This is a genomic window from Vibrio breoganii, from assembly GCF_024346795.1.
Lineage (GTDB): Bacteria > Pseudomonadota > Gammaproteobacteria > Enterobacterales > Vibrionaceae > Vibrio > Vibrio breoganii.
The window spans coordinates 2,772,250-2,792,041 of the sequence record NZ_AP024864.1; the positions used below are offsets into that span (position 1 = coordinate 2,772,250).

The window sequence follows — 19,792 nt, forward strand, 5'->3', positions numbered from 1 at the left end:
AAGCCATTTAGCAACCAGAAAAACCACAAACATCACACCAAAGGCACATTTAACACCAATTGATCGCATATAAGTAGCACGATACTAAGGTTACCCTCACTTAATATGTTACAAAATCATGAACAAAAAAGGCTCCATCATAGGAGCCTTAAAAAAGTCGTAAAATACTTCACTTAAATCAGTTATGGGAGCAGATATTCGGCTCATTTACTTTGAATTTATCGTTATCTAGAAGAATTTTTTCTCTAGATACAAAAAAATCTAAAATAGAATCAAAATCGAAGCCTTCTTTGCTGCAAGTACGAAATTGAGTCTGCTCACCAAATTCAGATGCAACCCACTGGCGCAATTCTGCTTTCGACATTGGTTGTTCTCGAAGCTGATTTAATATTTTATGTGCATGTACAGACATACTGAACTCCTAAATTTTAAAATCAGACTTTACCGAGTGAGAAAAGAAAGACATTGTTACAAGTCAAAGTACATCCTGTCATTTATAGATGTACGCTAAATTCTGCCCAGTTGGCGTAGTAAAATAAAGCAGCGGCTAATGTAAGAAGGGTCATCAATGCAATAGCAACGCCCCAAATAAAGCGCCCGCTACGGGGAGTCAGTTCTTTCTCACATTCATTACATGCCTGAAGAAATTGTTTACGATCTTCTAATTTGAAGCCGTCTTCATGAAGCATCTTATTGCGGATAGTGGCGACATAGCGCAATTTCGCAATAACATCATGAGGCAAGCGCTCTTCACTGTCTGTGATGAGTTGATGTAGGCCTCGGCCGCTCGCGTGAAAGCGCGTGCGTAAAAGCCCCTCTATACGCCTTGTGCGTGTTACCACTTGATCAATATCGGACATATCCATACTCCCGTCCAAACGTCTGCTTATGCAGAAGACTCCGTCCATGAATCTTCTCTTAGCCATTTTTTACTATTCTGTCATTAAAATCGAGCAAGTCGGCTAATTATTGAACCTAAATCAAGTTTAGCAGGATTAAACCACTCGTCTCTCTATAAATCAGACCTTTATGGTCCATTCCGGTTCAGCATTGTTATGTGATCAAAGCGCCATTTTTACGACATCTCTTGCATCTAGATCACGCAATATCACTAATTGTGCATGTATAAAGTCACTGAAGGCTACACTTTTCCACCAATAGATCTCAAGGGTGACCCTATGCCAACATCTCTGTTCTTTTTGGTTGCAATTCTTGTTGCTACTGCCGCTGTCGCATTCAAATATGTGTTTAGTAAACATGTGCAAGGGATTGGTGCTATCGAACAAAAAGCCAAGGTCACTATCATTGATAAGCAAGCTGTAGATTTACCCGATGCGCAGCCTGGTGAAGAAGATAAGGAATATTGGATCTACGTTCAAAAAGGACGATTTGGTCCAAAGCGTGAGTTTCAAGTTGGCATCCACTATTACCACGCGCTACTGCCTGGTCACCAAGGCGAATTAACCTACCAGGGTGATAAGTTCATGCATTTTGCGATGAAGAGATAACATCTATTAGGGCTTAACTCGATGCTTACTGAGTTAAGCTCATCTGTATCTTAAGGCAATAACCAAGCGGTTTTGCTTGAACGAGAGACCAACCAACTCGCAAAGAGCGACGCCCCACCACTGATCACAATCCAAAGCGGTATTACCCATCCTGGATGCCCTTGATACCAACCAAACTCTTTCATTGGCCAAAGGAAGATAGGGTGCAAAATGTAGATGCCCAGACTATGCGTACTGATAAAGCCAACGACCTTGTTTGCTCCTGCCGAAAGCCCCTCGCCAAAATAGCGACATACCATAAACACCATACTGGCAGCTAACACGGTATTCAGTGTTTTATAGGATAGCCAGCGACCAAAGGCATACTTATCCGCCTCCATACTTAGGTGCACTACCTCATAGATAGTTGCAGCAAATGCCGCTACGCCAAGCAGTACAAAGATACTCACATTAGTCTTAGTCAATGGGATTTTTTGGTACAGGATATAGCCTAACGGCAACAAACCAGAATAGAGCCACATTTGGCTACTCCATACTCCATCGATGCGGAATAGGAATAACGCCGTGGTAAATAACCACAGTCCCGTCAGAGCATACAAAGCCTTGTCATCGTAGCGACGAACAAATATCTGTAAGAACGGAATCACAAAATACAGTGGGATGAAGTAGTAAAAGAAACCTAAGTGATAGTAGGTCGCATGGTCTAATCCCTCAAACAATACCTTCTGTGCATTATTGGCATCAAAGCCACTGGCGCTCCACCCAGACAGGTAGGCGTAGAAAATAGACCAAATAATGAAGGGAACCAGTACCTTACCAAGACGACGCTTCACATAATACTGGAAGTCAAAAGGCCTACGATCGCTCAGCATCAACGCGCCAGAGATGAGAATAAAGACGGGAACGGCCCAGCGACTGATACTGTTTATGCTGATTGCGGTAAACCACTCATCGAATGGAATCACACCGTACTGATGTCGATATGGAGCCAACACATGTATCGCGATCACGGCAATAGCAGCCACGCATCGAGCGAGATCGAAAAACAGTACCCTTTGTCTCATTAGAACCTATTCCTTTATTTATGCTACTGCCATCATAGCAATAAAAAAGCTGGCCAAGGAAACCCTGCCAGCTTTTTTGTTGTTTTTTAAAGCAATTATGCGTGTCGAGGTAGCTTAATCGAGATAATGCTCGCCAGCAACAAGAAGGCAAACGAGACCCAAAGACAGGCAGCTAAACCCGCCATTTGGAAGACCCATCCAGATAGAACGGTACCTATCAGGCGCCCCATGGCATTGGCCATATAGTAAAAGCCTACATCCATCGACACCCCATCACCCTTGGCATAGCTGACGATAAGATAAGAGTGAAGAGAGGAGTTAACCGCAAAGATAGCCCCGAAGATAAGAAGACCCACCACGATAACCAACTCTGGTTGCCAGCCTATCTGCACCCCATAAGCGATGGCACCTGTCACTACGGTTAACAATATCGCCCATAGAAGCGCCGCCTTTCCGTCTGGCACTTTTCCTTGCGCTTTACCGGTAATACGAGGCGCAAACCCCTGCACAAAGCCATAAGCGATAACCCAAAGCGCAAGGAAGCCACCGACCATAGAGTGATTCCAGCCGAAGACACTGCCAAGATAGATAGGTAGTGCGACCACAAACCATACATCTCTAGCGCCAAACAAGAACATACGCGCCGCTGAAAGCACGTTGATGCTTTCAGACTTTGAGAACAAGTGCTTGAATTTAGGCTTGCTCTTGGCTTTGCCCATATCGCTTTCTAGCCAAACAAGACTGCCCACCAAAACAAAGAATAGAACCGCAGCCATAGCCAGCACAGAGCCTTGGAAGCCCAGTGTGGATAGCAGCACACCACCTAAGAAGAAGCCGGCACCCTTGAGGGCATTCTTTGAACCCGTCAGAATCGCGACCCACTTGTATAGCGCGCCTTGTCTTTCATCTGGAACAAGGGTCTTGATAGCGCTCTTAGCACTCATCTTATTAAGGTCTTTGGCGATACCAGAGAGAGCCTGAGCGGCCATCACCCACGGAATGGTCAGCCATACTTGAGGCACCGCTAGCATCGCCAAGGCAAAAATCTGCATCGCCAACCCCACATTCATGGTGCGATTCAAGCCAAGTCTTGCCCCTAACCAGCCACCAACAAGGTTGGTCACCACTCCAAAGAACTCGTAGAACAAAAATAGAGACGCAATAGCTAAACTGCTGTATCCAAGGTCATAGAAATACAGCACCACCAGCATACGCAGGGCGCCATCTGTCAGGGTAAAGTTCCAGTAGTTAAATGTCACCAGCATGTACTGGCGAACGCTTTTATCTAGAGTCGATAACATAGGAGTGGTCCGAGAAAATCTCATTGGGTATCAGCGTGCCTCTAGTAAAGACACGCTAGTATCAGCCTTTTTAATTAGCGATTTTGTGCAAGTGCTTCAACGTAGTTGATTTGCACAGGCTTGCTGAATGCGCCAGGGCGAAGAGCCTTAACCTCAGTCACAATCTTCGGTAGAGGCCAATCCAATTCAAGTAGAAGGTTCGCAGCCAATAAACCGGTGCGGCCTGAGCCACCCATGCAATGCATTGCGATTTTTCCGCCTTGCTTAACAATCTCGTGAAGCTCAGGGCTTGCCGCTTTCCACTGCTGTGCAAAATCAGCTTCTGGAGCGCAGTCATCTTCAATAGGAAGGTAGAACCACTTTAGACCTAAAGCTGTTGCTTTTTCGCCTAGCTCGCCGACGTTTTTTCCCGCCATCTCTTCACTGTTGATTGCAGTAACGATTGCCACAACACCTTGCTCTTTCAGTTGAGCCAGAGATTCATCAAGGCCTAGCTCTTTGGTGCCCGGACAAGGCGTTAGAACCAAAGCTGCGCCGTGATCAATAGAAAGCTCCCAAGTAGGATGCGTCATTTATTTTTCCTCAAAACGAAGGCATGCAGATGCATGCCCTTTAAACGAATAATTTATTTGTCTGCTAGACCAACAGTGCGTACAAGCTCAGCGGTACGTGTGGCGTAGCCCATCTCATTGTCGTACCAAGCATAAATCTTCAGCATACGAGAGCCGACAAGCATAGTAGACATACCATCAACGATAGTAGAGCGTTGGTCACCCTTGTAATCGATAGAAACCAATGGGCGTTCTTCAAAGCCAAGAATGCCTTTAAGCTCATTCTCTGATGCTTCTTTCAGTAGAGCGTTAACTTCTTCTACTGTGGTATCGCGCTTAACGTCAAAAATGATGTCCGTTAGCGAAGCGTTCGCTAGTGGAACACGCACTGCGTGGCCGTTGATCTTGTCTTTCAACTCAGGGAAGATTTCAACGATTGCCGTTGCTGAACCCGTGGTTGTTGGAATAAGGCTCATACCACATGCACGAGCACGACGTAGGTCTTTGTGCGGAGCATCAAGGATGGTTTGAGTATTTGTTAGATCGTGAATAGTGGTAAATGCCGCCTGCTCAATGCCTAACTTCTCATGAATTACCTTAACGACAGGAGCAATACAGTTAGTCGTACATGATGCTGCAGTCACGATCTTATGGATAGCTGGGTCAAAGATTTCATCGTTCACACCAACAACGATGTTAGCAATGCCTTCTTCTTTCACTGGTGCCGAAACGACGACTCGTTTAACACCTTGGTCTAGGTATTTATTTAGGAATGCAGTCTTGCGATGCACACCCGTCGCTTCAATCACAACATCACAACCAGACCAGTCAATTGCGTCGATATCACGCTCTTGTGTCGTCTTCACCGATTGACCATCGATGATCATGTTGCTGCCATCTACAGACACTTCGTGGTGCCAGCGACCTTGTACTGAATCAAACTCCAGCAGATGAGCCAGTGTCTTTGTATCGCCCGCTACATCATTGATCTGAACAAACTCAACCTCAGGCCAGTCGAATGAAGCTCTTAAAGCCAAACGGCCAATACGACCAAAACCATTGATACCGATCTTAATAGTCATCTTTTTTTCCTTTCTTCTCATGCAGAGTGAGGTTATTGAAATTTACGCTTACGCACAGGGCATATCGCCTATGTGTACCAATCTTTGTATGTCTTGCTGGTATTGCTCTTTCAAACAGTTGGAGTCTCTTAAGCCATCCACTATTTTTTGAGCCCATCCAGGAAGTTCTGTCGATACATGGTAGTAAACCCACTGACCTCGTCGTTCATCAACCAAAATGCCAGACTGACGCATTTGGGCTAAGTGACGAGAGATCTTAGGTTGGCTTTCTTGTAGCGCCTGCGTTAATTCACAGACACACAGTGCCCCTTCACGCGCAATCAGCAGCAGGCTTCGCAATCGTGTTTCATCTGAAAGCAATTTAAAGAATTGATGAGGCAACATAAGCACAACCAAATAACCATATATGAATATCCGTATATATTAATCAAAAAAAAGACACCGACAAGTAAAACTTACCGATGTCATCAAATCTTCACAATTAAATACCGCTTGTCTTAGCTATACCAATCCACTCAGTATTTAGACATAGCGCAGCTATTGAGTGCGATGCGTATTAGCTTTTCGCTGCCGCAAGTAGCATCCCACAACCGACAAACATAGAACCAAACACCTTATTCAGCTTACCAATGACTTTATCAGAGCGAATAAAGCGCCCCATCTGTGCCGCCAATCCGGTATAACCGAGCATGACCACACCATCAATCACAATCGTAGTTACGCCTAGAATCAACAATTGTGGCATCTGAGGCATGCTAGGGTTGATGAACTGAGGAAACAGTGCCACCAAGAACACGATCGATTTTGGGTTAGTCAGATTGATAAAGATCGCCTGCTTCAGCAAGGTCGTACTTGAGACCTGCTCGTGGCTTTCTACGACCTTAAAGCCTTTACTATCGCGCCACTTCTGAATACCAAGAAAAATGAGATAGGCAACCCCGACCCATTTAATCACGCTGAACGCAACCGCCGACTTAGCCACCAGCGCACCAATACCTGCACCGACCAGGATAATATGAAACGCCAACCCTAGTTGAAGACCAATAATCGCTGACAACGACTTTCGCATACCAAAGTTAATGCCATTGGCGATAGAGTTTACCGTGCCTGAGCCTGGTGCCAGGCTGAAAATGATGGCGGTTGCAACGTATGCCAACCAAATTTTTAACTCCATATTGGTACCTATATTCACTGTCATTCTAGGATGTTATGCTGTTTGTAACGTGAACAGGGAACAAATGCAATGTCAAATAACGCGATTGATATCTGTACTCAAGAACACGACTATGAGTATCAGATGAAATATCCAATAAGCAGCTTTTGGAACAACCGGCAGCAGGGATATGTCGAGGGTAAAGAGAATAAAAAACTGTATTGGATAAGCCTTACCTCTCCTGCTCATAGCAAGGCAATATTGATGGTAAACGGTCGCACAGAAAGCGTTTGTCGTTATCAAGAGCTGTTTTACGATCTATTCAAGCAAGGCTTTGATATCTATTCCTTTGATCACAGAGGTCAAGGTATGTCTGAGCGACTGCTAGATGATCATGATATGGGTCATGTGGAAGACTTCCAAGACTACATTGATGACCTCGATGTTATCGTTAAGCAGTTTGACTTTAATCGCTATAGTCGACGTTTTATTCTGGCCCATTCGATGGGCGGCGCCATCTCAACACGCTATATTCAAACACATCACTCTCAGCCTTTTCATGCTATTGCTCTTTGCGCCCCAATGTTTGGCATCAATATGCCCTCTCCTTTGCGAGCTATTGCTAAGCCTCTTTGCAAAACCTTAATTCGTTGGAAGAAGCATCCTCATTATGCTCCAGGGCAAACCAGTTACCAAAGAGCCCCCTTTGAGGGTAACACCCTGAGTCACTGCAAGATTAGGTTTGAATGGTCAGCCGATCTGTTCGATTCAGTAAAAGAGATCCAAATGGGCGGGCCAACATCACAATGGGTATGGCAGGCAATTCTTGGAGCCGAGCAATGCGTCAAGCATGCACAAGAAGTCAATATCCCATTACTGTTGGTTCAGCCAGCGTTAGATACCGTTGTCGACAATAAGGCACAAAACCAATTTATTGCTCAGCTTAGCCGAGCACGTCAAGATGCTATTTTGGTGCCTGTTGCTGACGCAAAGCACGAGATTCTAGTAGAAAAAGATTCGCCAAGAAACCAAGCTCTAGACGCCATATTGGGCTTCTTTGAGCAATAAAAAAAGGAAAAGGGGAAACGCAGGTTTACCCTCTTTCTTCCCCTATTATTATCGTAATATGAACCTGCTTCTGAAAATAAGAGAAAGGGTATGACCTTGAACAACGCTGCTTTTGAACACATTTCTATTGTCGCTTCCGATTTGGATGGCACACTTTTGGCCCCCGACCACCAGCTATCTGAGTTTACCAAGCAGACGCTAAAGCAATTACATGAACAAGGTTATACCTTTATTTTCGCGACCGGTCGCCATCATGTTGATGTGGCTTACATTCGTGAGACCGCAGGAATTCCGGCGTACATGATCACCTCCAATGGTGCTCGCGTTCATGATATCGACGACAACCTAATGTACAGCCAGGATGTTAATCCTGAACTCGTACAGGACATTGTCGATATCATTCGCCAAGACCCTGACATCATCGTGCACATCTACCAAGATGAGAAGTGGTGGGTCAATCAAACCGATGAGCAATTGCTCTCTTTCAGCAAGTTATCTGGATTCTCTTTTGACGTCTTTGATGACAGCAACGCACCAAAAGACGGCATCGCTAAGATCTTCTTTACACACAAGAGTCACGATCATCTTGCATCATTTGAAGATAAGCTGAACCAAAAGTTTGGCGATGAGTTGAACATCGCTTTCTCTACGCCTTGGTGTTTAGAGGTGATGCAAGGCAATGTCTCTAAAGGACATGCATTGCAAGCCGTAGCAAAGACTCTCGGCAAGGAGCTCTCACACTGCATCGCTTTTGGTGATGGGATGAATGACGCAGAAATGCTGTCTATGGTCGGTATGGGCAAAGTAATGCAAACCTCTCACCCTAAAGTGAAAGCGGCACTACCGGATAATGAAGTTATTGGTAGCCATGAAGATGACGCTGTGGCTCACTATCTGGTTGAACACCTGCTAAGATAGGCATTAAATTCATCGCCTTACAGCAGGCTAGATAATGAAAAAATGCGCTCTATTTTCTATTGTTAGCTCTCTAGTTTTGCTCGGTTGCAGTAGCACCGAGCCTCAATCTTCCGCCAATCAAGACGAGGCCCTCACTTCCGTTGAGCTCGCCCCGAACAAACAAGCACCTGCTCGCGTTCTTTTAAGAGGGCAGGTTATTGTTGGTCACGAATCTCGTACCATCCAGCCTTGTAATAGCAATGCCACCTACTGGCTCGATCTTCCTGAGCCCGTTCGCAATATTGCCGAATCAATGACAACTGAGCCCTACCAACCTATGTATGCAGAGGTATTTGGTTATTTTGAGCCAGCAACTACTGGCTTCGCCGAAGAATTTGGTAGCCAATTTGTTGTCACTGAATTCAATATCATCACAGCCGAGAATCCTAATCGCTGTGAGCAACCAACTCGCGATGCACGCGCCTTCGGCAATGAGCCTTCTTGGTCTGCTGCTATCACTGACAATGCCATTACCCTTACCCAATTAGGTAAAGATACGCTGGTTCTGCCAGTGGTAAACCTAGAGCAAGAAACTACTGGGACACGCTACGATCATACTCAGGGAACGCTTGAGATTAACAATAAGGTCTGTCGCGATACTATGAGCGACTCCATCTACGGTTGGAGCGCAAAGCTAACGACAAAAGACGAAACCTACGTTGGATGCAGCACCGATTCAAACGAATCTATCGACCTGTCTGCCGGGGAATATTCTCAATCCATCGATGGCTCTACCAATCTGACCTTGTCTTTACGTCCAGACCATCAGGCAGAGACTCGCTATTCTTACACCGATGGCAGTGATGATGTGGTCGAAAGCGGCTACTGGCAAACCCTAGAAAGTGGATTGCTACAAGTCACATCAGTTACCTATCAAGGGCAAAAAATCATTGCGACGCGTGAGTTTGAGCTAAAGGACAATACCCTCACAACAGAGCATGAAACCATCAACGGTGCGACTTACCCATTAACCAATGGTGGGTTGAGCCTTAAGAAAGCTCAATGATGCCTTGTTCCAATTGCGGGTTTACCCACAACTGCCTCTGCGAGCAATTACCAAGCTTTGATGATTCCATTCAGGTGGCGCTGCTGTGCCACCCTAACGAGCTGAAAAGAGAAACCAATACAGGAAAGATACTCCTTTGGAGCTTACCTGGGGTTCAACAGTTTGAATGGAGTAGAAAAGAGCCACCAGCCGATTTATTGGCACTGATAGAGCAACATCCTAAGCCTGTGTTGCTGTTCCCAAGTAAGCAAAGCCTGCCCATTGAGCAGAACACTGCGGATAAAGAGCCTAGGCTATACATAGTACTAGATGCGACCTGGCAAGAAGCTAAGAAAATGTGGCGGCAGAGCCCTTGGCTACAAGCACTTTCTCAATATCACCTTCTGCCTGGTAGTCATTCAAACTACAGCTTGAGAAGAAATCAGAGCGATGGAAACCTATGTACCTGTGAGGTGGGGTCAGAACTAATGAAGTTGGAGGGTTTAAACGAACAAGCTAATGAATTGAACCACTTCTTACAGCTGTATCTTCAAGTCTTTCAAGCGGATCGCAGCGGGCACGCCCTCAAGCCTAAATAAAGTGAAGTAACTGCTCGATTCGATTAATTTCGACATCAGGCATCACCTTGGTCTTCGTCTGTGATTTGATACCTTTAGCGGTATCATTGAACCAAGCTGCCTGAAACCCCGCCGCCTTAGCGCCGAGTACATCACTTACTAGATGATCGCCTACATGCAAAATGGAGGACGCAGGAACATCCAGTAACTCTGTGGCTCGCAGAAACATGTCGGCGCTAGGCTTAGCATCACCATCAGGCCCAGCCTTAAGAGTGTGATTAAAATAGCCTTGTAGACCGATACGCTCAAGATCCACATTGCCATTGGTGATAGCAACCAGAGGAAGCTTAGCTGCGATAGCTTTTAGGGTACTGTGCGTTTCTTCAGGGATCGGCACACGGTTACGCAATAGCGTCACCTGATGCATAGTGTCTTGAATCGCTTGTGTCTGACTCTCACCAATAATGCCGATACTAGCGAAGGCATAGCTAAGCTGAGTCTCTCTGGCAATGGTCACATCATTGCGGCAACTTTCATTGCTTTGCAGAGCTTGTCGCTTTAACGCTCGCCAATGGTCGTCAGTAAATTGTCCTAGGCTAGGAAAAGCATCGACTAACCAACTGCGCAGGTCTCGTTCTAGACGCCTAATTACCGGATGATTATCATACAAGGTGTCATCAAGATCGAAGGTCATTGCATGCACAGGATCTAGGCTTCGAAAAAAACGCATTAAGACTCCGATTTCTTTTTCGCTCTAGGATGAGCCTTGTCATAGGCTTGAGCTAGATGTTGAAAATCCAAGTGCGTATACACTTGCGTAGTAGATAGGCTCTCGTGACCCAGCATCTCCTGCACCGCACGCAGGTTTCCGCTCGATTCTAAAATGTGAGTGGCAAAGGAGTGTCTTAGTTTGTGAGGGGTGACATGGCTAGACACCCCCTGCTTGATGCCCCACTCAGACAGACGCTTTTGCACATTTCTATGCGAAATACGTGTCCCCCTCTTAGAGATAAACAGGGCTTCATCGTCTGCTTTAAGCAGGGCTGGACGCTCCTTCAGCCATAGCTGAATCCAACGTTTCGCTTCACCACTAAAGGGAACAATGCGCTCTTTATCGCCCTTACCAATTACGCGAATTTCGCCACGCTCGCCTTGCACATCTCTGATATTGAGCTGAATCAGCTCAGATAGACGCATTCCAGTGCCGTACATCAGTTCCATAATGGCTCTATCGCGTATGGCCAGTGGATCATCCATATCGATATCCAATAGCTGTCCGGTTTCATCAACATCGAGATTTTTAGGCAGTCGTTTATGATTTCTTGGGGTGCTGACACCCTTAGCTGGATTGGCCGTTAGCTCACCTTTAAGCACTAGGTAGTCCAAAAAACTACGCAAGCAAGAGAGCCTTGTCGCTAAGCTATTGGGCTTTAGTCCCTCTCGAGCGCCTTTGGCGGCAATCTGCCTTACCCACGCAATATCGAGCTGCTGCCACTCATCAACACCAAAGCTCACTAGCTGATCTGCAATGATGGATAGCTGTCGTTGATAGTTACTTTGGGTGTGTTCGCTCATTCCTCTCTCATTGTGAAGATAAGCAATGAACGAATCGATCCAAGCCTGAAAGGCTTTAGGTGTTGGATTGGGCATGTAGCGTTTGAACCTTCTGCCACTCTAGATGATAAAGTTGGTGTGCTATAACCATAGCGAGATGACTCAAGTATAGGGTATCTTGGCTTGGCTGGAAACGCCCGCCATCTTCACTACAAAAGCATAGAAACCCTTCTAAGTAAGGGTGCTCAAATGAAATAACCGCATAGGAGCCCAGTTCAGATACAGGGGTTCCTTTAGAGAAAATCAGTTCACGATCACTGCGCTTAAGTCGCCCCAGATAAGCACCTCTATCTGCGATGTTTTTAGCCTTAAAACGAGACCAGTTCTCTTTGCTGATACTCATTTGCGAGCTAACGTGCCCAACGACACCCACCACGACCTTAAGATCCATCTCTCGAGCCTTGTGCTCAATAGCGCTGATTACCTTCTCACCGGAGTTCGCCATTAAGGAGCGTCGTTCTAGTTCTATGAAATGGCGAAAAATTCGGTCGTTGCGACCCACTAGAGCCAACAACTCATCTTTCTCAGACTCAATCGTCTGCATCTGCTGACGCTGACGCCTCAGTTGCAGCTCAAATAAAGAAACTGCACCCTCTTGTTGATGAGGGATGCTTAATGAATCGACGAGATATTCCCTTCCTTCAAAGAAGTCAGGGTTATCCATCAAGAACTGCTCTACATCTGTTGCGGTAAGAAACGCTTTTACCGTTGAGTCCAAAACTAATCCTTATTCAGCAAACAATTAACAGCTAATCTGTCCATCAAATACATGCGTAGCACTGCCCGTCATGTATAACGGTTCGCCTGGGCCTGCCCATTCGACCGTTAGCTTACCGCCCGTGAGTTGAACCTCCACAGATTCATCTAATGAGCCTTGCAAAATACCAACCGCAACTGCCGCACAAGCACCGCTTCCGCAAGCTTGAGTTTCACCAGCACCGCGCTCGTAGACTCTAAGAGCAATATTGTTCCTATCGACAATTTGCATAAACCCGGCGTTAACTCGCTCAGGGAAGCGTTCATGAGACTCAAGCAGTGGCCCTAATTCTTCAACCTTGGCTGTTGTGACATCATCGACAACTGTCACCACATGAGGGTTACCCATGCTGACGGAGCCACAAAACAGGGTGTGTTGGCCCACTCTTAAGATGTAGGTTTTCTCTTTTTGCTTAGCTTTAAATGGGATCTTACTTGGTTCAAGCTCAGGAACGCCCATGTTCACTCGAACCAAATCGCCTTCGGTAAGCTTAAGGACCATTTTGCCTTTCTTGGTACTCACACGAATGCTGTATTTATTGGTTAAACCTTTCATCGCCACAAACCGTGCAAAGCAACGTGCGCCATTACCACACTGCTCTACCTCTGAACCATCAGAGTTAAAAATGCGGTAGTGAAAGTCTGTTTCTGGATCATATGGCGCTTCAACCACCAACAATTGATCGAAGCCCACGCCCGTATGGCGATCAGCAAGACGTCGAATCAATTCTGGCGAAAAGAATATATTTTGAGTAATGCAGTCAACGACCATAAAGTCGTTGCCTAGTCCGTGCATTTTAGAGAAATGGAAATGCATTCTGTTCAATTACTCCGGTAATGTGCTTTCTAGTTGCCATAAGCTTTCAACGCTCTCACGCTGACGAATGAGGTGTAGCGTATCGCCATCCACCATAACCTCGGCAACACGTGGGCGAGAGTTATAGTTTGAGGACATAGTAAACCCATAAGCCCCAGCAGAGCGCACTGCTAGGAGATCGCCTTGTTCTAACACAAGATTACGATCTTTACCCAAGAAGTCTCCTGTTTCGCATACAGGGCCAACCAGGTCATAAGTCGTTGGCTCACCTTCTCTTGGTAGCAAAGGCACAATATCTTGCCACGCTTGATATAGCGCCGGACGCATAAGGTCATTCATTGCTGCATCAATAATAGCGAAGTTTTTGTGTTCAGTATGCTTCAGGAATTCAACCTTGGTCAGCAGCACACCGGCGTTAGCCGCGATCGCTCGACCCGGTTCAAAAATCAATTCGATATTAGGGTGGTTATGTAAACGAGCCAGTAATGCTTTTGCATAGTCCGAAGGCTGAGGAGGCATTTCATCACGATAAACCACGCCCAAGCCACCACCTACATCAAGGTGCTTAATATTGATGCCCTGTGCTTTTAGGTTATCAATCAAGCCAAGAAGGCGATCGACTGCATCGATAAAAGGGTCGAGGTCGGTTAACTGAGAACCGATGTGGCAATCAATACCGACAACATTCAGATGAGGCATCTGCTGAGCGAGTTGATACACACGCGGTGCTTGATCAAAAGCGATACCAAATTTGTTATCACGTAAGCCCGTTGAGATGTATGGGTGAGTCTTAGCATCAACGTCAGGGTTAATACGCAGAGAAACGGGGGCTTGTGTGCCACACTCTCCTGCCACCTGATTAATGCGTTCCAACTCAGGCTCTGACTCTACATTGAAGCATTTAATATTAAGCTCAAGCGCTCGCTTGATCTCTTCAGCCGTTTTACCCACGCCCGAAAATACCACTTTCGATGGATCGCCACCGGCGGCAACAACACGCTCAAGCTCACCTAGTGACACAATATCAAAGCCTGAACCCAATCTTGCCAACGCATTCAATACGCCCAGATTAGAGTTGGCTTTAACTGCATAACAAACCAAGTGAGGAAAATCACCAACGGACTGATCGAAAGCATTCCAGTGACGCTCTAAGGTAGCGCGAGAATATACGTAAGTTGGAGTACCAAATTGTTGTGCAACCTGGGTCAGGGGAACCCCTTCAGCCCAAAGCTGACCATCTTCCTGATAATTAAAATAATCCAAGATTTTTTCCTTTCTTCAATAACTACTGCGCGGGCTGCTCAGGTGTTTCTTGACCTGCATCGTTCGGCATATACAAAGGGCCTGTTTGACCGCAGCCGGCCAAAAGTAGTGTCGAACCCAAACACAATAGCGAGATAATTTTTTTCATGATGATGTTGGTGATATATTTGACCTTGCCTCTATAATCGCACCACCATTAAGAAAAGCAATAGGAACTATGCATGAAGGACAGTGAGTTTCACCAATTGGCTGATGAGCAACTAACAAATATTGAGCAAGCGATAGAAGATTCTGGCGCTGATATCGATTTTGAAACATCGGGCAACGTGATGACATTAGAGTTTGAAGACCGCACTCAAATCATCATCAATAAGCAAGAGCCAATGCGTGAGATCTGGTTAGCCTCTAAATCGGGCGGATATCATTTTTCTATGCAAGAGGGTGCTTGGATCTGCTCTAAGACAGGCTTTGAGCTAATGGCGTTGGTTAAAGCGGAATGCGAAAAGCAAGCGGGCGAAGAGATAGACTGGGTATAAAACCCAGCCTGTTAGCCACTAGATGCCCACCACAGCAGATGGGGTGGAGTGGAGTTCGCTATCACTACGATACGGCACGATGAAGCTATCTTGATCGTGCTGATGAATAATTTGATAGTACTGAGGCAAATTAAAGTTTGCCTTCGCACCGGCACGATTTAAGCCGTTGGTGTAGAAGTTATTCACTTCACTCACCACTTCGTTCTTATCATGGCTGTATCTGTGATAGGCCTCTGCGGCGTTATTTTCATCCAACACGTAGATATTGAAACCATCTTCGGTGTCTTCGAAGAAGAACTGAATAAGCCCCTCACTAGCAAAGCCATCAATAACGTCAGGAAGCGAGAAGTCTTTTTCTTTATCCAGTTTATCTAACGGTGAACCGGTAAGCTTATTGGTTGAGATGCTTTGATAAAATTCTACAGAATTTTCTAGCGTCTGCACAGAAACACCACGACGCTCAAAGAACAAGCCATACATCTTGCTACCAACGCCAATAGCTTTAAAGCGACGACGCTTCTCTTGCTCAACAGGCTTGAGCCTTAGCTCAATACATTCAGCAAGGAGTTGGTAAACGGTATTACGCATCAAACCACGGAAGTTTTTACTGTAGCTAAACACATCCACAGACTCAGGATGCAAAGCATCTTGGTGCATCTTACCTAAAATCGTTTTAAGGGCATCAAGAATACTGGTTTCACCACGGAAGTGCAGAGTACGCACTTCATGCCATGAATTTCGATACACCAGATCGACACTGCCAATCATACTCGTTGCATCTGTACCACAAGAGAACAGATTCACATTGCGACAGTCTTTTTTAGCTTGGCGTGGACTTAGCTTTTCAGTTGGATCATTCTCAAGGTTGATGAACATTGCCAACTGGCTTATCTCACAAGGGCTTGCAAGCGCCTCCATAGTAGGGCGACGTTTACGCAGTGAGAAGGTGTTTCTTAGGTCACTCACCATCTGATACAGCTTATCGATGTCGATATCAGCGCTGCGAACAACAGAATGCAGGCGTGTAGATTCAGTGATCAATCCATTAAAGAATGACCATGCAACTAGCTTACTTAGCGACGTGTGATGCTCAATTGGCGATTGACCAATAATGCGTTCTGGCGTTAAAGGTTGTTTGTATAAATACCAACCTTCAGCATTACTACGCCCTTCTTCCACCTGAATAAAGCTCAAATCTGGCTCATGTAGGTCAGGAGAAATTTGCTGGTTAAGCAAGGTAACCTTGCCCGGCAACACCTCAAAGGCAGCGTAAAGCTTACGCGCAAGAATAGAGATATCCTGCGGGCTAATTACCGAGGTGATGTCGTTGCGACGCGCAAACTGGATCAGATTACGGTAACTTTCCATCAAGGCATCAAGCAGATTATGATGCACACCCTTAACACGCTCGACCTTCCAGTCACGACGCGTATCAAGTTCAAAAATATCCTGCTCGTTCCAGCCCCAGCTCAAGGTCAGCTGCTGCATCGCCTTGCGACGCCAAGAGACCGAGCCAAGTTTAGGCTGTTGCGATATTTTCTCGTGGGTTTTCAAATAGAAACAACGACGCACAAGATCAAGACGAGCTTGGTCACCGATTCTTTGCAAGTATCGAGTGACTTTTTCTAGCATCGCATAGTAAGCGTCCATACCGTAAAGGTCGGGCTCGTGTGCAAAGAATCTACGTTTGGTATCAATACTTAAAAGTTGGGTCTGCGGATATTCCCACGAATAGGCCTCAAGCAGGATAGCTTTCAGTACTGATTTGTAAGGCGAATCTATACTTTTGAACAATTGCCAAAGGCTAGAGCCGAAATACTCTTCTGCTGGGATTTTGTTAAGCTGTCCAAAATCGAGCCATTCACTGCAGTCGATCTCTCCACTGTTGCATAACTCTAGTACGTACTGCTCATAGCACTCTTCCATTTCAGGAGGCACGATGCTCCACAACAGGCGTTGACCTGCCATACGCATAGCGGAACGGTAGAACTCATCCAAAAGCAGCATGTGTTGAGAAGAGCCACAATTATCCCCTGTCATTGCTTCACTCTTGTTGGACTGCTTGAATCGCTGGTCGTCCATCAAGAAAAAGTTTGCTTCGATACCCTGTTGCTGTGCCCAGTCTGTAATTCTGAGACACTTGTTGGCCAGTACACTTCGCTTTTCTGCTGGCATCTCAGGAGAGATACATACCCAAATATCAAGATCACTGGTCAGACTCTGGCCAATGGAAGAGGTACTTCCCATGGTGTACAGAGCTAGAATATCGATATTGGTAGGAGCTGAGATCTCTTCCCCTGTTGAACGAGCGCAACTGTCGAGAAATTGGCGTTGTTCAGGGTCAGCAGAAAAATCGAAGACGCCTTGTGGGACATCATTAGAGATATACCCAGGTAAAGCTGGATGGTTGTAATGAAGCAAAAGCGGGATGAGTGAAAATACTTGCTTACCTTGAGCATCCATCATGTCTAGTGCACGATGTTTACGCTGTTCATTCAGCGAATCGAGCCTAGCGATTAATGTGCGAGTATATGCTTGCAAGTCAACTTCCCAAACAAAGAAATAAAAGTAAGGACGCTTTAATTTTAAACTAAAACCCTACAAAACGTGACCAATCTAACACTTTTTAGTTATTAGGTAAAGAAAATCACCCATTGTCACCTTTCAGTGACAGCTAAGTTGGCAGAATAACTCAAAGATTATAAAGGTCACACAAATGCGATCAGTATGACCTAAACGGCGTGATTAGCATCACATATGCATAGAAAACTTAACATTATGTGAGTTAGCACCATTAAGCCTATCTCTACTCGCTGAAAATTTATATCTAGCAGTGATAGAATCAGGCTATCTCTCATTTTGTTGCCTTTATTATGTCAAAACAAACTCTTCGAATTGCGACTCGCAAAAGCCCACTTGCATTGTGGCAAGCTCACTACGTTAAATCTCGCTTAGAAGAGATTCACCCTGACCTAGATGTTGAACTGGTGACTATGGTAACCAAAGGCGACATCATCCTTGATACGCCGCTAGCTAAAGTAGGTGGAAAGGGCTTGTTTGTTAAAGAGCTTGAAGTGGCCATGCTAGAGAAGCGCGCAGATATTGCCGTTCATTCAATGAAGGACGTTCCTGTCGATTTCCCTGAGGGGCTAGGCTTAGCGGTTATCTGTGAACGAGAAGACCCTAGAGACGCTTTCGTTTCCAATACCTATCAATCCGTTGATGAGTTGCCTCAAGGCGCTATCGTCGGTACGTGTAGCCTTCGCCGACAGTGTCAAATTAGCGCAGCCAGACCTGATCTTGTCATCAAAGAATTAAGAGGTAACGTAGGCACTCGCTTGGGCAAGCTAGATGATGGGCAGTACGACGCCATTATCTTAGCCGCAGCAGGACTAAAGCGCTTAGAAATGGAAGAGCGTATTCAAAGCTATATTGAACCTGAGTCTTCTCTTCCTGCTGTAGGACAAGGCGCTGTAGGCATAGAGTGCCGCCTTGATGACGAGCGCGTTCTAGAACTCATTAAACCCCTAAATCATACCGATACCTCTGATCGCGTTTCAGCAGAGCGCGCGATGAACCTCGCCCTTGAAGGTGGCTGCCAGGTACCTATCGGTAGTTACTGCGTGATTACTCCAGACAATCAACTCTACCTCAGAGGTTTAGTGGGTAAGCCAGACGGTACCGAGATTATCAGAGCTGAAATCCGAGGAGAACGCTCGCAAGCGATCGCGATGGGTGAAGAACTAGCGCAGGAACTGCTTGCTTCGGGGGCAAAAGAAATTCTTAGCGAAGTGTACAATCAGGCCTAATTCCAATGAAGGCACTTATAGTTCGACCTCAACCTTCGGCCAAAGAACTATGTGATGCCTTATGCAATATAGGGGTAGTAGCAAGCTACTGCCCCGTTGTTTCATTTCAGAAGTCCCAACCTCCGCTTCATACCTTAGATCATCTATCTCACTCAGAGGTGGTTATCGCCGTCAGCCAGCCAGCCGTTCACTACACCAACGAAATCCTAGCTAAGCAAAGTCAGAACTGGCCGATAGCAGCTCAGTACCTTGCGGTTGGCAGTAAAACAGCGACTTATTTACGTTCATGCACTCATCTCACTGTCAGATCACCCAAGTCGGAAGACACCGAGGGGTTATTGGGGCTTTTGTCTTCCTATGATCTAAAAGGTAAAAAGGTAAGCATACTGAGAGGTGAAAGTGGGCGGGAAATGCTTTTCGAAAGCTTGCAACAAACTGGAGCGGATGTGGTCTATGTTGAGAGCTATCAGCGTCAATGGCTAAACTTTGATGGTGAGAGCCGAGTTATACAATGGCAACTCGATGGGGTAGACACTCTGATTGTTACCAGCTTCGAACAATTAAAATTCTTTGCACAACAAATACCTACCCAATCTAAAAATTGGTTACACTCTTTACAGTTGATGGTTCCCAGTGAAAGAGTCGCTAACTTAGCCTTACAATTAGGCTTTACTCAAGTTCACAATATCAAGGGTGCATCCAATCAAGCCATCATTGACAGCATTCAGGCGAATTACATAGGAAAATAAA

Annotated in this window: 23 protein-coding genes; 8 read left to right on the forward strand and 15 right to left on the reverse strand. The window is 45.7% G+C overall.

What is annotated here, in order from left to right; translation table 11 throughout:
* Positions 1-178: 178 nt before the first annotated feature.
* Positions 179-412 (reverse strand): YecH family metal-binding protein, encoded by a 234-nt coding sequence (locus tag OCU35_RS12870; RefSeq protein WP_017242673.1) that lies wholly within the window; start codon positions 410-412, stop codon positions 179-181.
* 82 nt (positions 413-494) lie between these two features.
* Positions 495-860: a hypothetical protein gene (locus tag OCU35_RS12875; protein WP_050988793.1), complete on the reverse strand. Its 366-nt coding sequence runs from the start codon at positions 858-860 to the stop codon at positions 495-497.
* Between the two features lie 318 nt (positions 861-1,178).
* Between OCU35_RS12875 and OCU35_RS12880 the strand changes: the two genes are divergently transcribed.
* Positions 1,179-1,508, forward strand: a complete 330-nt coding sequence (locus tag OCU35_RS12880; RefSeq protein ID WP_017033032.1) for a DUF2500 domain-containing protein — start codon at positions 1,179-1,181, stop codon at positions 1,506-1,508.
* A gap of 50 nt (positions 1,509-1,558) precedes the next feature.
* On the opposite strand, the gene OCU35_RS12885 is transcribed toward OCU35_RS12880, so the two are convergent.
* From OCU35_RS12885 to rhtB, 6 genes are all read right to left on the reverse strand, one after another.
* A complete protein-coding gene (locus OCU35_RS12885; RefSeq protein WP_017029302.1) occupies positions 1,559-2,572 on the reverse strand; it encodes an acyltransferase in 1,014 nt (337 codons plus the stop codon).
* A 95-nt stretch (positions 2,573-2,667) separates the two neighbouring features.
* Positions 2,668-3,873 (reverse strand): organoarsenical effux MFS transporter ArsJ, encoded by a 1,206-nt coding sequence (gene arsJ / locus OCU35_RS12890; RefSeq protein WP_102380629.1) that lies wholly within the window; start codon positions 3,871-3,873, stop codon positions 2,668-2,670.
* A 74-nt stretch (positions 3,874-3,947) separates the two neighbouring features.
* Positions 3,948-4,445, reverse strand: coding sequence for a phosphatase domain-containing putative toxin (locus tag OCU35_RS12895; protein WP_261825465.1), 498 nt, complete (start codon positions 4,443-4,445; stop codon positions 3,948-3,950).
* A 53-nt stretch (positions 4,446-4,498) separates the two neighbouring features.
* A complete protein-coding gene (locus tag OCU35_RS12900) occupies positions 4,499-5,506 on the reverse strand; it encodes an ArsJ-associated glyceraldehyde-3-phosphate dehydrogenase (protein WP_261825466.1) in 1,008 nt (335 codons plus the stop codon).
* A gap of 48 nt (positions 5,507-5,554) precedes the next feature.
* Entirely contained in the window at positions 5,555-5,890 is a 336-nt protein-coding gene (locus OCU35_RS12905; RefSeq protein WP_017242670.1) for a metalloregulator ArsR/SmtB family transcription factor, read from the reverse strand.
* A gap of 172 nt (positions 5,891-6,062) precedes the next feature.
* The gene (rhtB, locus tag OCU35_RS12910; protein ID WP_017029297.1) at positions 6,063-6,680 is read right to left on the reverse strand and encodes a homoserine/homoserine lactone efflux protein; all 618 of its coding nucleotides are present in this window, start codon (positions 6,678-6,680) and stop codon (positions 6,063-6,065) included.
* 69 nt (positions 6,681-6,749) lie between these two features.
* Between rhtB and OCU35_RS12915 the strand changes: the two genes are divergently transcribed.
* The 4 genes from OCU35_RS12915 (at position 6,750) to OCU35_RS12930 (ending at position 10,268) form a co-directional block, all read left to right on the forward strand.
* Complete coding sequence (locus OCU35_RS12915; RefSeq protein ID WP_017029296.1) at positions 6,750-7,727, forward strand: alpha/beta fold hydrolase; 978 nt, start codon at positions 6,750-6,752, stop codon at positions 7,725-7,727.
* A gap of 90 nt (positions 7,728-7,817) precedes the next feature.
* The gene (locus OCU35_RS12920; protein WP_102321890.1) at positions 7,818-8,645 is read left to right on the forward strand and encodes a Cof-type HAD-IIB family hydrolase; all 828 of its coding nucleotides are present in this window, start codon (positions 7,818-7,820) and stop codon (positions 8,643-8,645) included.
* A gap of 34 nt (positions 8,646-8,679) precedes the next feature.
* Positions 8,680-9,690 (forward strand): COG3650 family protein, encoded by a 1,011-nt coding sequence (locus OCU35_RS12925; protein ID WP_102477525.1) that lies wholly within the window; start codon positions 8,680-8,682, stop codon positions 9,688-9,690.
* Entirely contained in the window at positions 9,687-10,268 is a 582-nt protein-coding gene (locus OCU35_RS12930) for a tRNA-uridine aminocarboxypropyltransferase (RefSeq protein ID WP_261825467.1), read from the forward strand. Before OCU35_RS12925 ends, OCU35_RS12930 begins: the two co-directional genes overlap by 4 nt.
* Here the strand turns inward: OCU35_RS12930 and OCU35_RS12935 are convergent.
* From OCU35_RS12935 to lptM, 6 genes are read right to left on the reverse strand one after another with little or no spacing between them, the layout of a single operon-like run.
* Positions 10,261-10,977 (reverse strand): HAD-IA family hydrolase, encoded by a 717-nt coding sequence (locus OCU35_RS12935; RefSeq protein WP_261825468.1) that lies wholly within the window; start codon positions 10,975-10,977, stop codon positions 10,261-10,263. The genes OCU35_RS12930 and OCU35_RS12935 overlap by 8 nt on opposite strands.
* Positions 10,977-11,897, reverse strand: a complete 921-nt coding sequence (gene xerC / locus OCU35_RS12940) for a tyrosine recombinase XerC (protein WP_261825469.1) — start codon at positions 11,895-11,897, stop codon at positions 10,977-10,979. The genes OCU35_RS12935 and xerC overlap by 1 nt, the downstream gene beginning before the upstream one ends.
* A complete protein-coding gene (locus tag OCU35_RS12945) occupies positions 11,878-12,579 on the reverse strand; it encodes a DUF484 family protein (RefSeq protein ID WP_017029290.1) in 702 nt (233 codons plus the stop codon). Before OCU35_RS12945 ends, xerC begins: the two co-directional genes overlap by 20 nt.
* A 24-nt stretch (positions 12,580-12,603) precedes the next feature.
* Positions 12,604-13,434: a diaminopimelate epimerase gene (dapF, locus tag OCU35_RS12950; protein WP_261825925.1), complete on the reverse strand. Its 831-nt coding sequence runs from the start codon at positions 13,432-13,434 to the stop codon at positions 12,604-12,606.
* A 9-nt stretch (positions 13,435-13,443) separates the two neighbouring features.
* Positions 13,444-14,697 (reverse strand): diaminopimelate decarboxylase, encoded by a 1,254-nt coding sequence (lysA, locus tag OCU35_RS12955; protein WP_017242663.1) that lies wholly within the window; start codon positions 14,695-14,697, stop codon positions 13,444-13,446.
* 22 nt (positions 14,698-14,719) lie between these two features.
* Positions 14,720-14,845 (reverse strand): LPS translocon maturation chaperone LptM, encoded by a 126-nt coding sequence (lptM, locus tag OCU35_RS12960; RefSeq protein ID WP_017033040.1) that lies wholly within the window; start codon positions 14,843-14,845, stop codon positions 14,720-14,722.
* Positions 14,846-14,918: 73 nt separating this feature from the next.
* Here lptM and cyaY point away from each other — a divergent pair, with 73 nt between their 5' ends.
* The gene (gene cyaY / locus OCU35_RS12965) at positions 14,919-15,233 is read left to right on the forward strand and encodes an iron donor protein CyaY (protein ID WP_017029287.1); all 315 of its coding nucleotides are present in this window, start codon (positions 14,919-14,921) and stop codon (positions 15,231-15,233) included.
* A gap of 18 nt (positions 15,234-15,251) precedes the next feature.
* Here cyaY and OCU35_RS12970 read toward each other — a convergent pair whose 3' ends face one another.
* Positions 15,252-17,774, reverse strand: a complete 2,523-nt coding sequence (locus OCU35_RS12970) for a class I adenylate cyclase (RefSeq protein WP_017029286.1) — start codon at positions 17,772-17,774, stop codon at positions 15,252-15,254.
* Positions 17,775-18,106: 332 nt separating this feature from the next.
* Here OCU35_RS12970 and hemC point away from each other — a divergent pair, with 332 nt between their 5' ends.
* A complete protein-coding gene (gene hemC / locus OCU35_RS12975; protein ID WP_017029285.1) occupies positions 18,107-19,042 on the forward strand; it encodes a hydroxymethylbilane synthase in 936 nt (311 codons plus the stop codon).
* Between the two features lie 5 nt (positions 19,043-19,047).
* Positions 19,048-19,791, forward strand: coding sequence for a uroporphyrinogen-III synthase (locus tag OCU35_RS12980; RefSeq protein ID WP_017029284.1), 744 nt, complete (start codon positions 19,048-19,050; stop codon positions 19,789-19,791).
* The last annotated feature ends 1 nt before the right edge of the window (position 19,792 follow it).

What these genes read in the sequence shown, in the direction of transcription:
- lptM (WP_017033040.1), bottom strand. Translation starts at nt 14,845, where the DNA reads ATGAAAAAAATTATCTCGCTATTGTGTTTGGGTTCGACACTACTTTTG.
- dapF (WP_261825925.1), bottom strand. Translation starts at nt 13,434, where the DNA reads ATGCATTTCCATTTCTCTAAAATGCACGGACTAGGCAACGACTTTATG.
- OCU35_RS12925 (WP_102477525.1), top strand. Translation starts at nt 8,680, where the DNA reads ATGAAAAAATGCGCTCTATTTTCTATTGTTAGCTCTCTAGTTTTGCTC.
- OCU35_RS12915 (WP_017029296.1), top strand. Translation starts at nt 6,750, where the DNA reads ATGTCAAATAACGCGATTGATATCTGTACTCAAGAACACGACTATGAG.
- rhtB (WP_017029297.1), bottom strand. Translation starts at nt 6,680, where the DNA reads ATGGAGTTAAAAATTTGGTTGGCATACGTTGCAACCGCCATCATTTTC.
- OCU35_RS12895 (WP_261825465.1), bottom strand. Translation starts at nt 4,445, where the DNA reads ATGACGCATCCTACTTGGGAGCTTTCTATTGATCACGGCGCAGCTTTG.
- OCU35_RS12880 (WP_017033032.1), top strand. Translation starts at nt 1,179, where the DNA reads ATGCCAACATCTCTGTTCTTTTTGGTTGCAATTCTTGTTGCTACTGCC.
- OCU35_RS12980 (WP_017029284.1), top strand. Translation starts at nt 19,048, where the DNA reads ATGAAGGCACTTATAGTTCGACCTCAACCTTCGGCCAAAGAACTATGT.
- cyaY (WP_017029287.1), top strand. Translation starts at nt 14,919, where the DNA reads ATGAAGGACAGTGAGTTTCACCAATTGGCTGATGAGCAACTAACAAAT.
- xerC (WP_261825469.1), bottom strand. Translation starts at nt 11,897, where the DNA reads ATGCCCAATCCAACACCTAAAGCCTTTCAGGCTTGGATCGATTCGTTC.
- OCU35_RS12935 (WP_261825468.1), bottom strand. Translation starts at nt 10,977, where the DNA reads ATGCGTTTTTTTCGAAGCCTAGATCCTGTGCATGCAATGACCTTCGAT.
- OCU35_RS12870 (WP_017242673.1), bottom strand. Translation starts at nt 412, where the DNA reads ATGTCTGTACATGCACATAAAATATTAAATCAGCTTCGAGAACAACCA.
- hemC (WP_017029285.1), top strand. Translation starts at nt 18,107, where the DNA reads ATGTCAAAACAAACTCTTCGAATTGCGACTCGCAAAAGCCCACTTGCA.
- OCU35_RS12930 (WP_261825467.1), top strand. Translation starts at nt 9,687, where the DNA reads ATGATGCCTTGTTCCAATTGCGGGTTTACCCACAACTGCCTCTGCGAG.
- OCU35_RS12905 (WP_017242670.1), bottom strand. Translation starts at nt 5,890, where the DNA reads ATGTTGCCTCATCAATTCTTTAAATTGCTTTCAGATGAAACACGATTG.
- arsJ (WP_102380629.1), bottom strand. Translation starts at nt 3,873, where the DNA reads ATGTTATCGACTCTAGATAAAAGCGTTCGCCAGTACATGCTGGTGACA.
- OCU35_RS12920 (WP_102321890.1), top strand. Translation starts at nt 7,818, where the DNA reads ATGACCTTGAACAACGCTGCTTTTGAACACATTTCTATTGTCGCTTCC.
- OCU35_RS12875 (WP_050988793.1), bottom strand. Translation starts at nt 860, where the DNA reads ATGTCCGATATTGATCAAGTGGTAACACGCACAAGGCGTATAGAGGGG.
- OCU35_RS12885 (WP_017029302.1), bottom strand. Translation starts at nt 2,572, where the DNA reads ATGAGACAAAGGGTACTGTTTTTCGATCTCGCTCGATGCGTGGCTGCT.
- OCU35_RS12900 (WP_261825466.1), bottom strand. Translation starts at nt 5,506, where the DNA reads ATGACTATTAAGATCGGTATCAATGGTTTTGGTCGTATTGGCCGTTTG.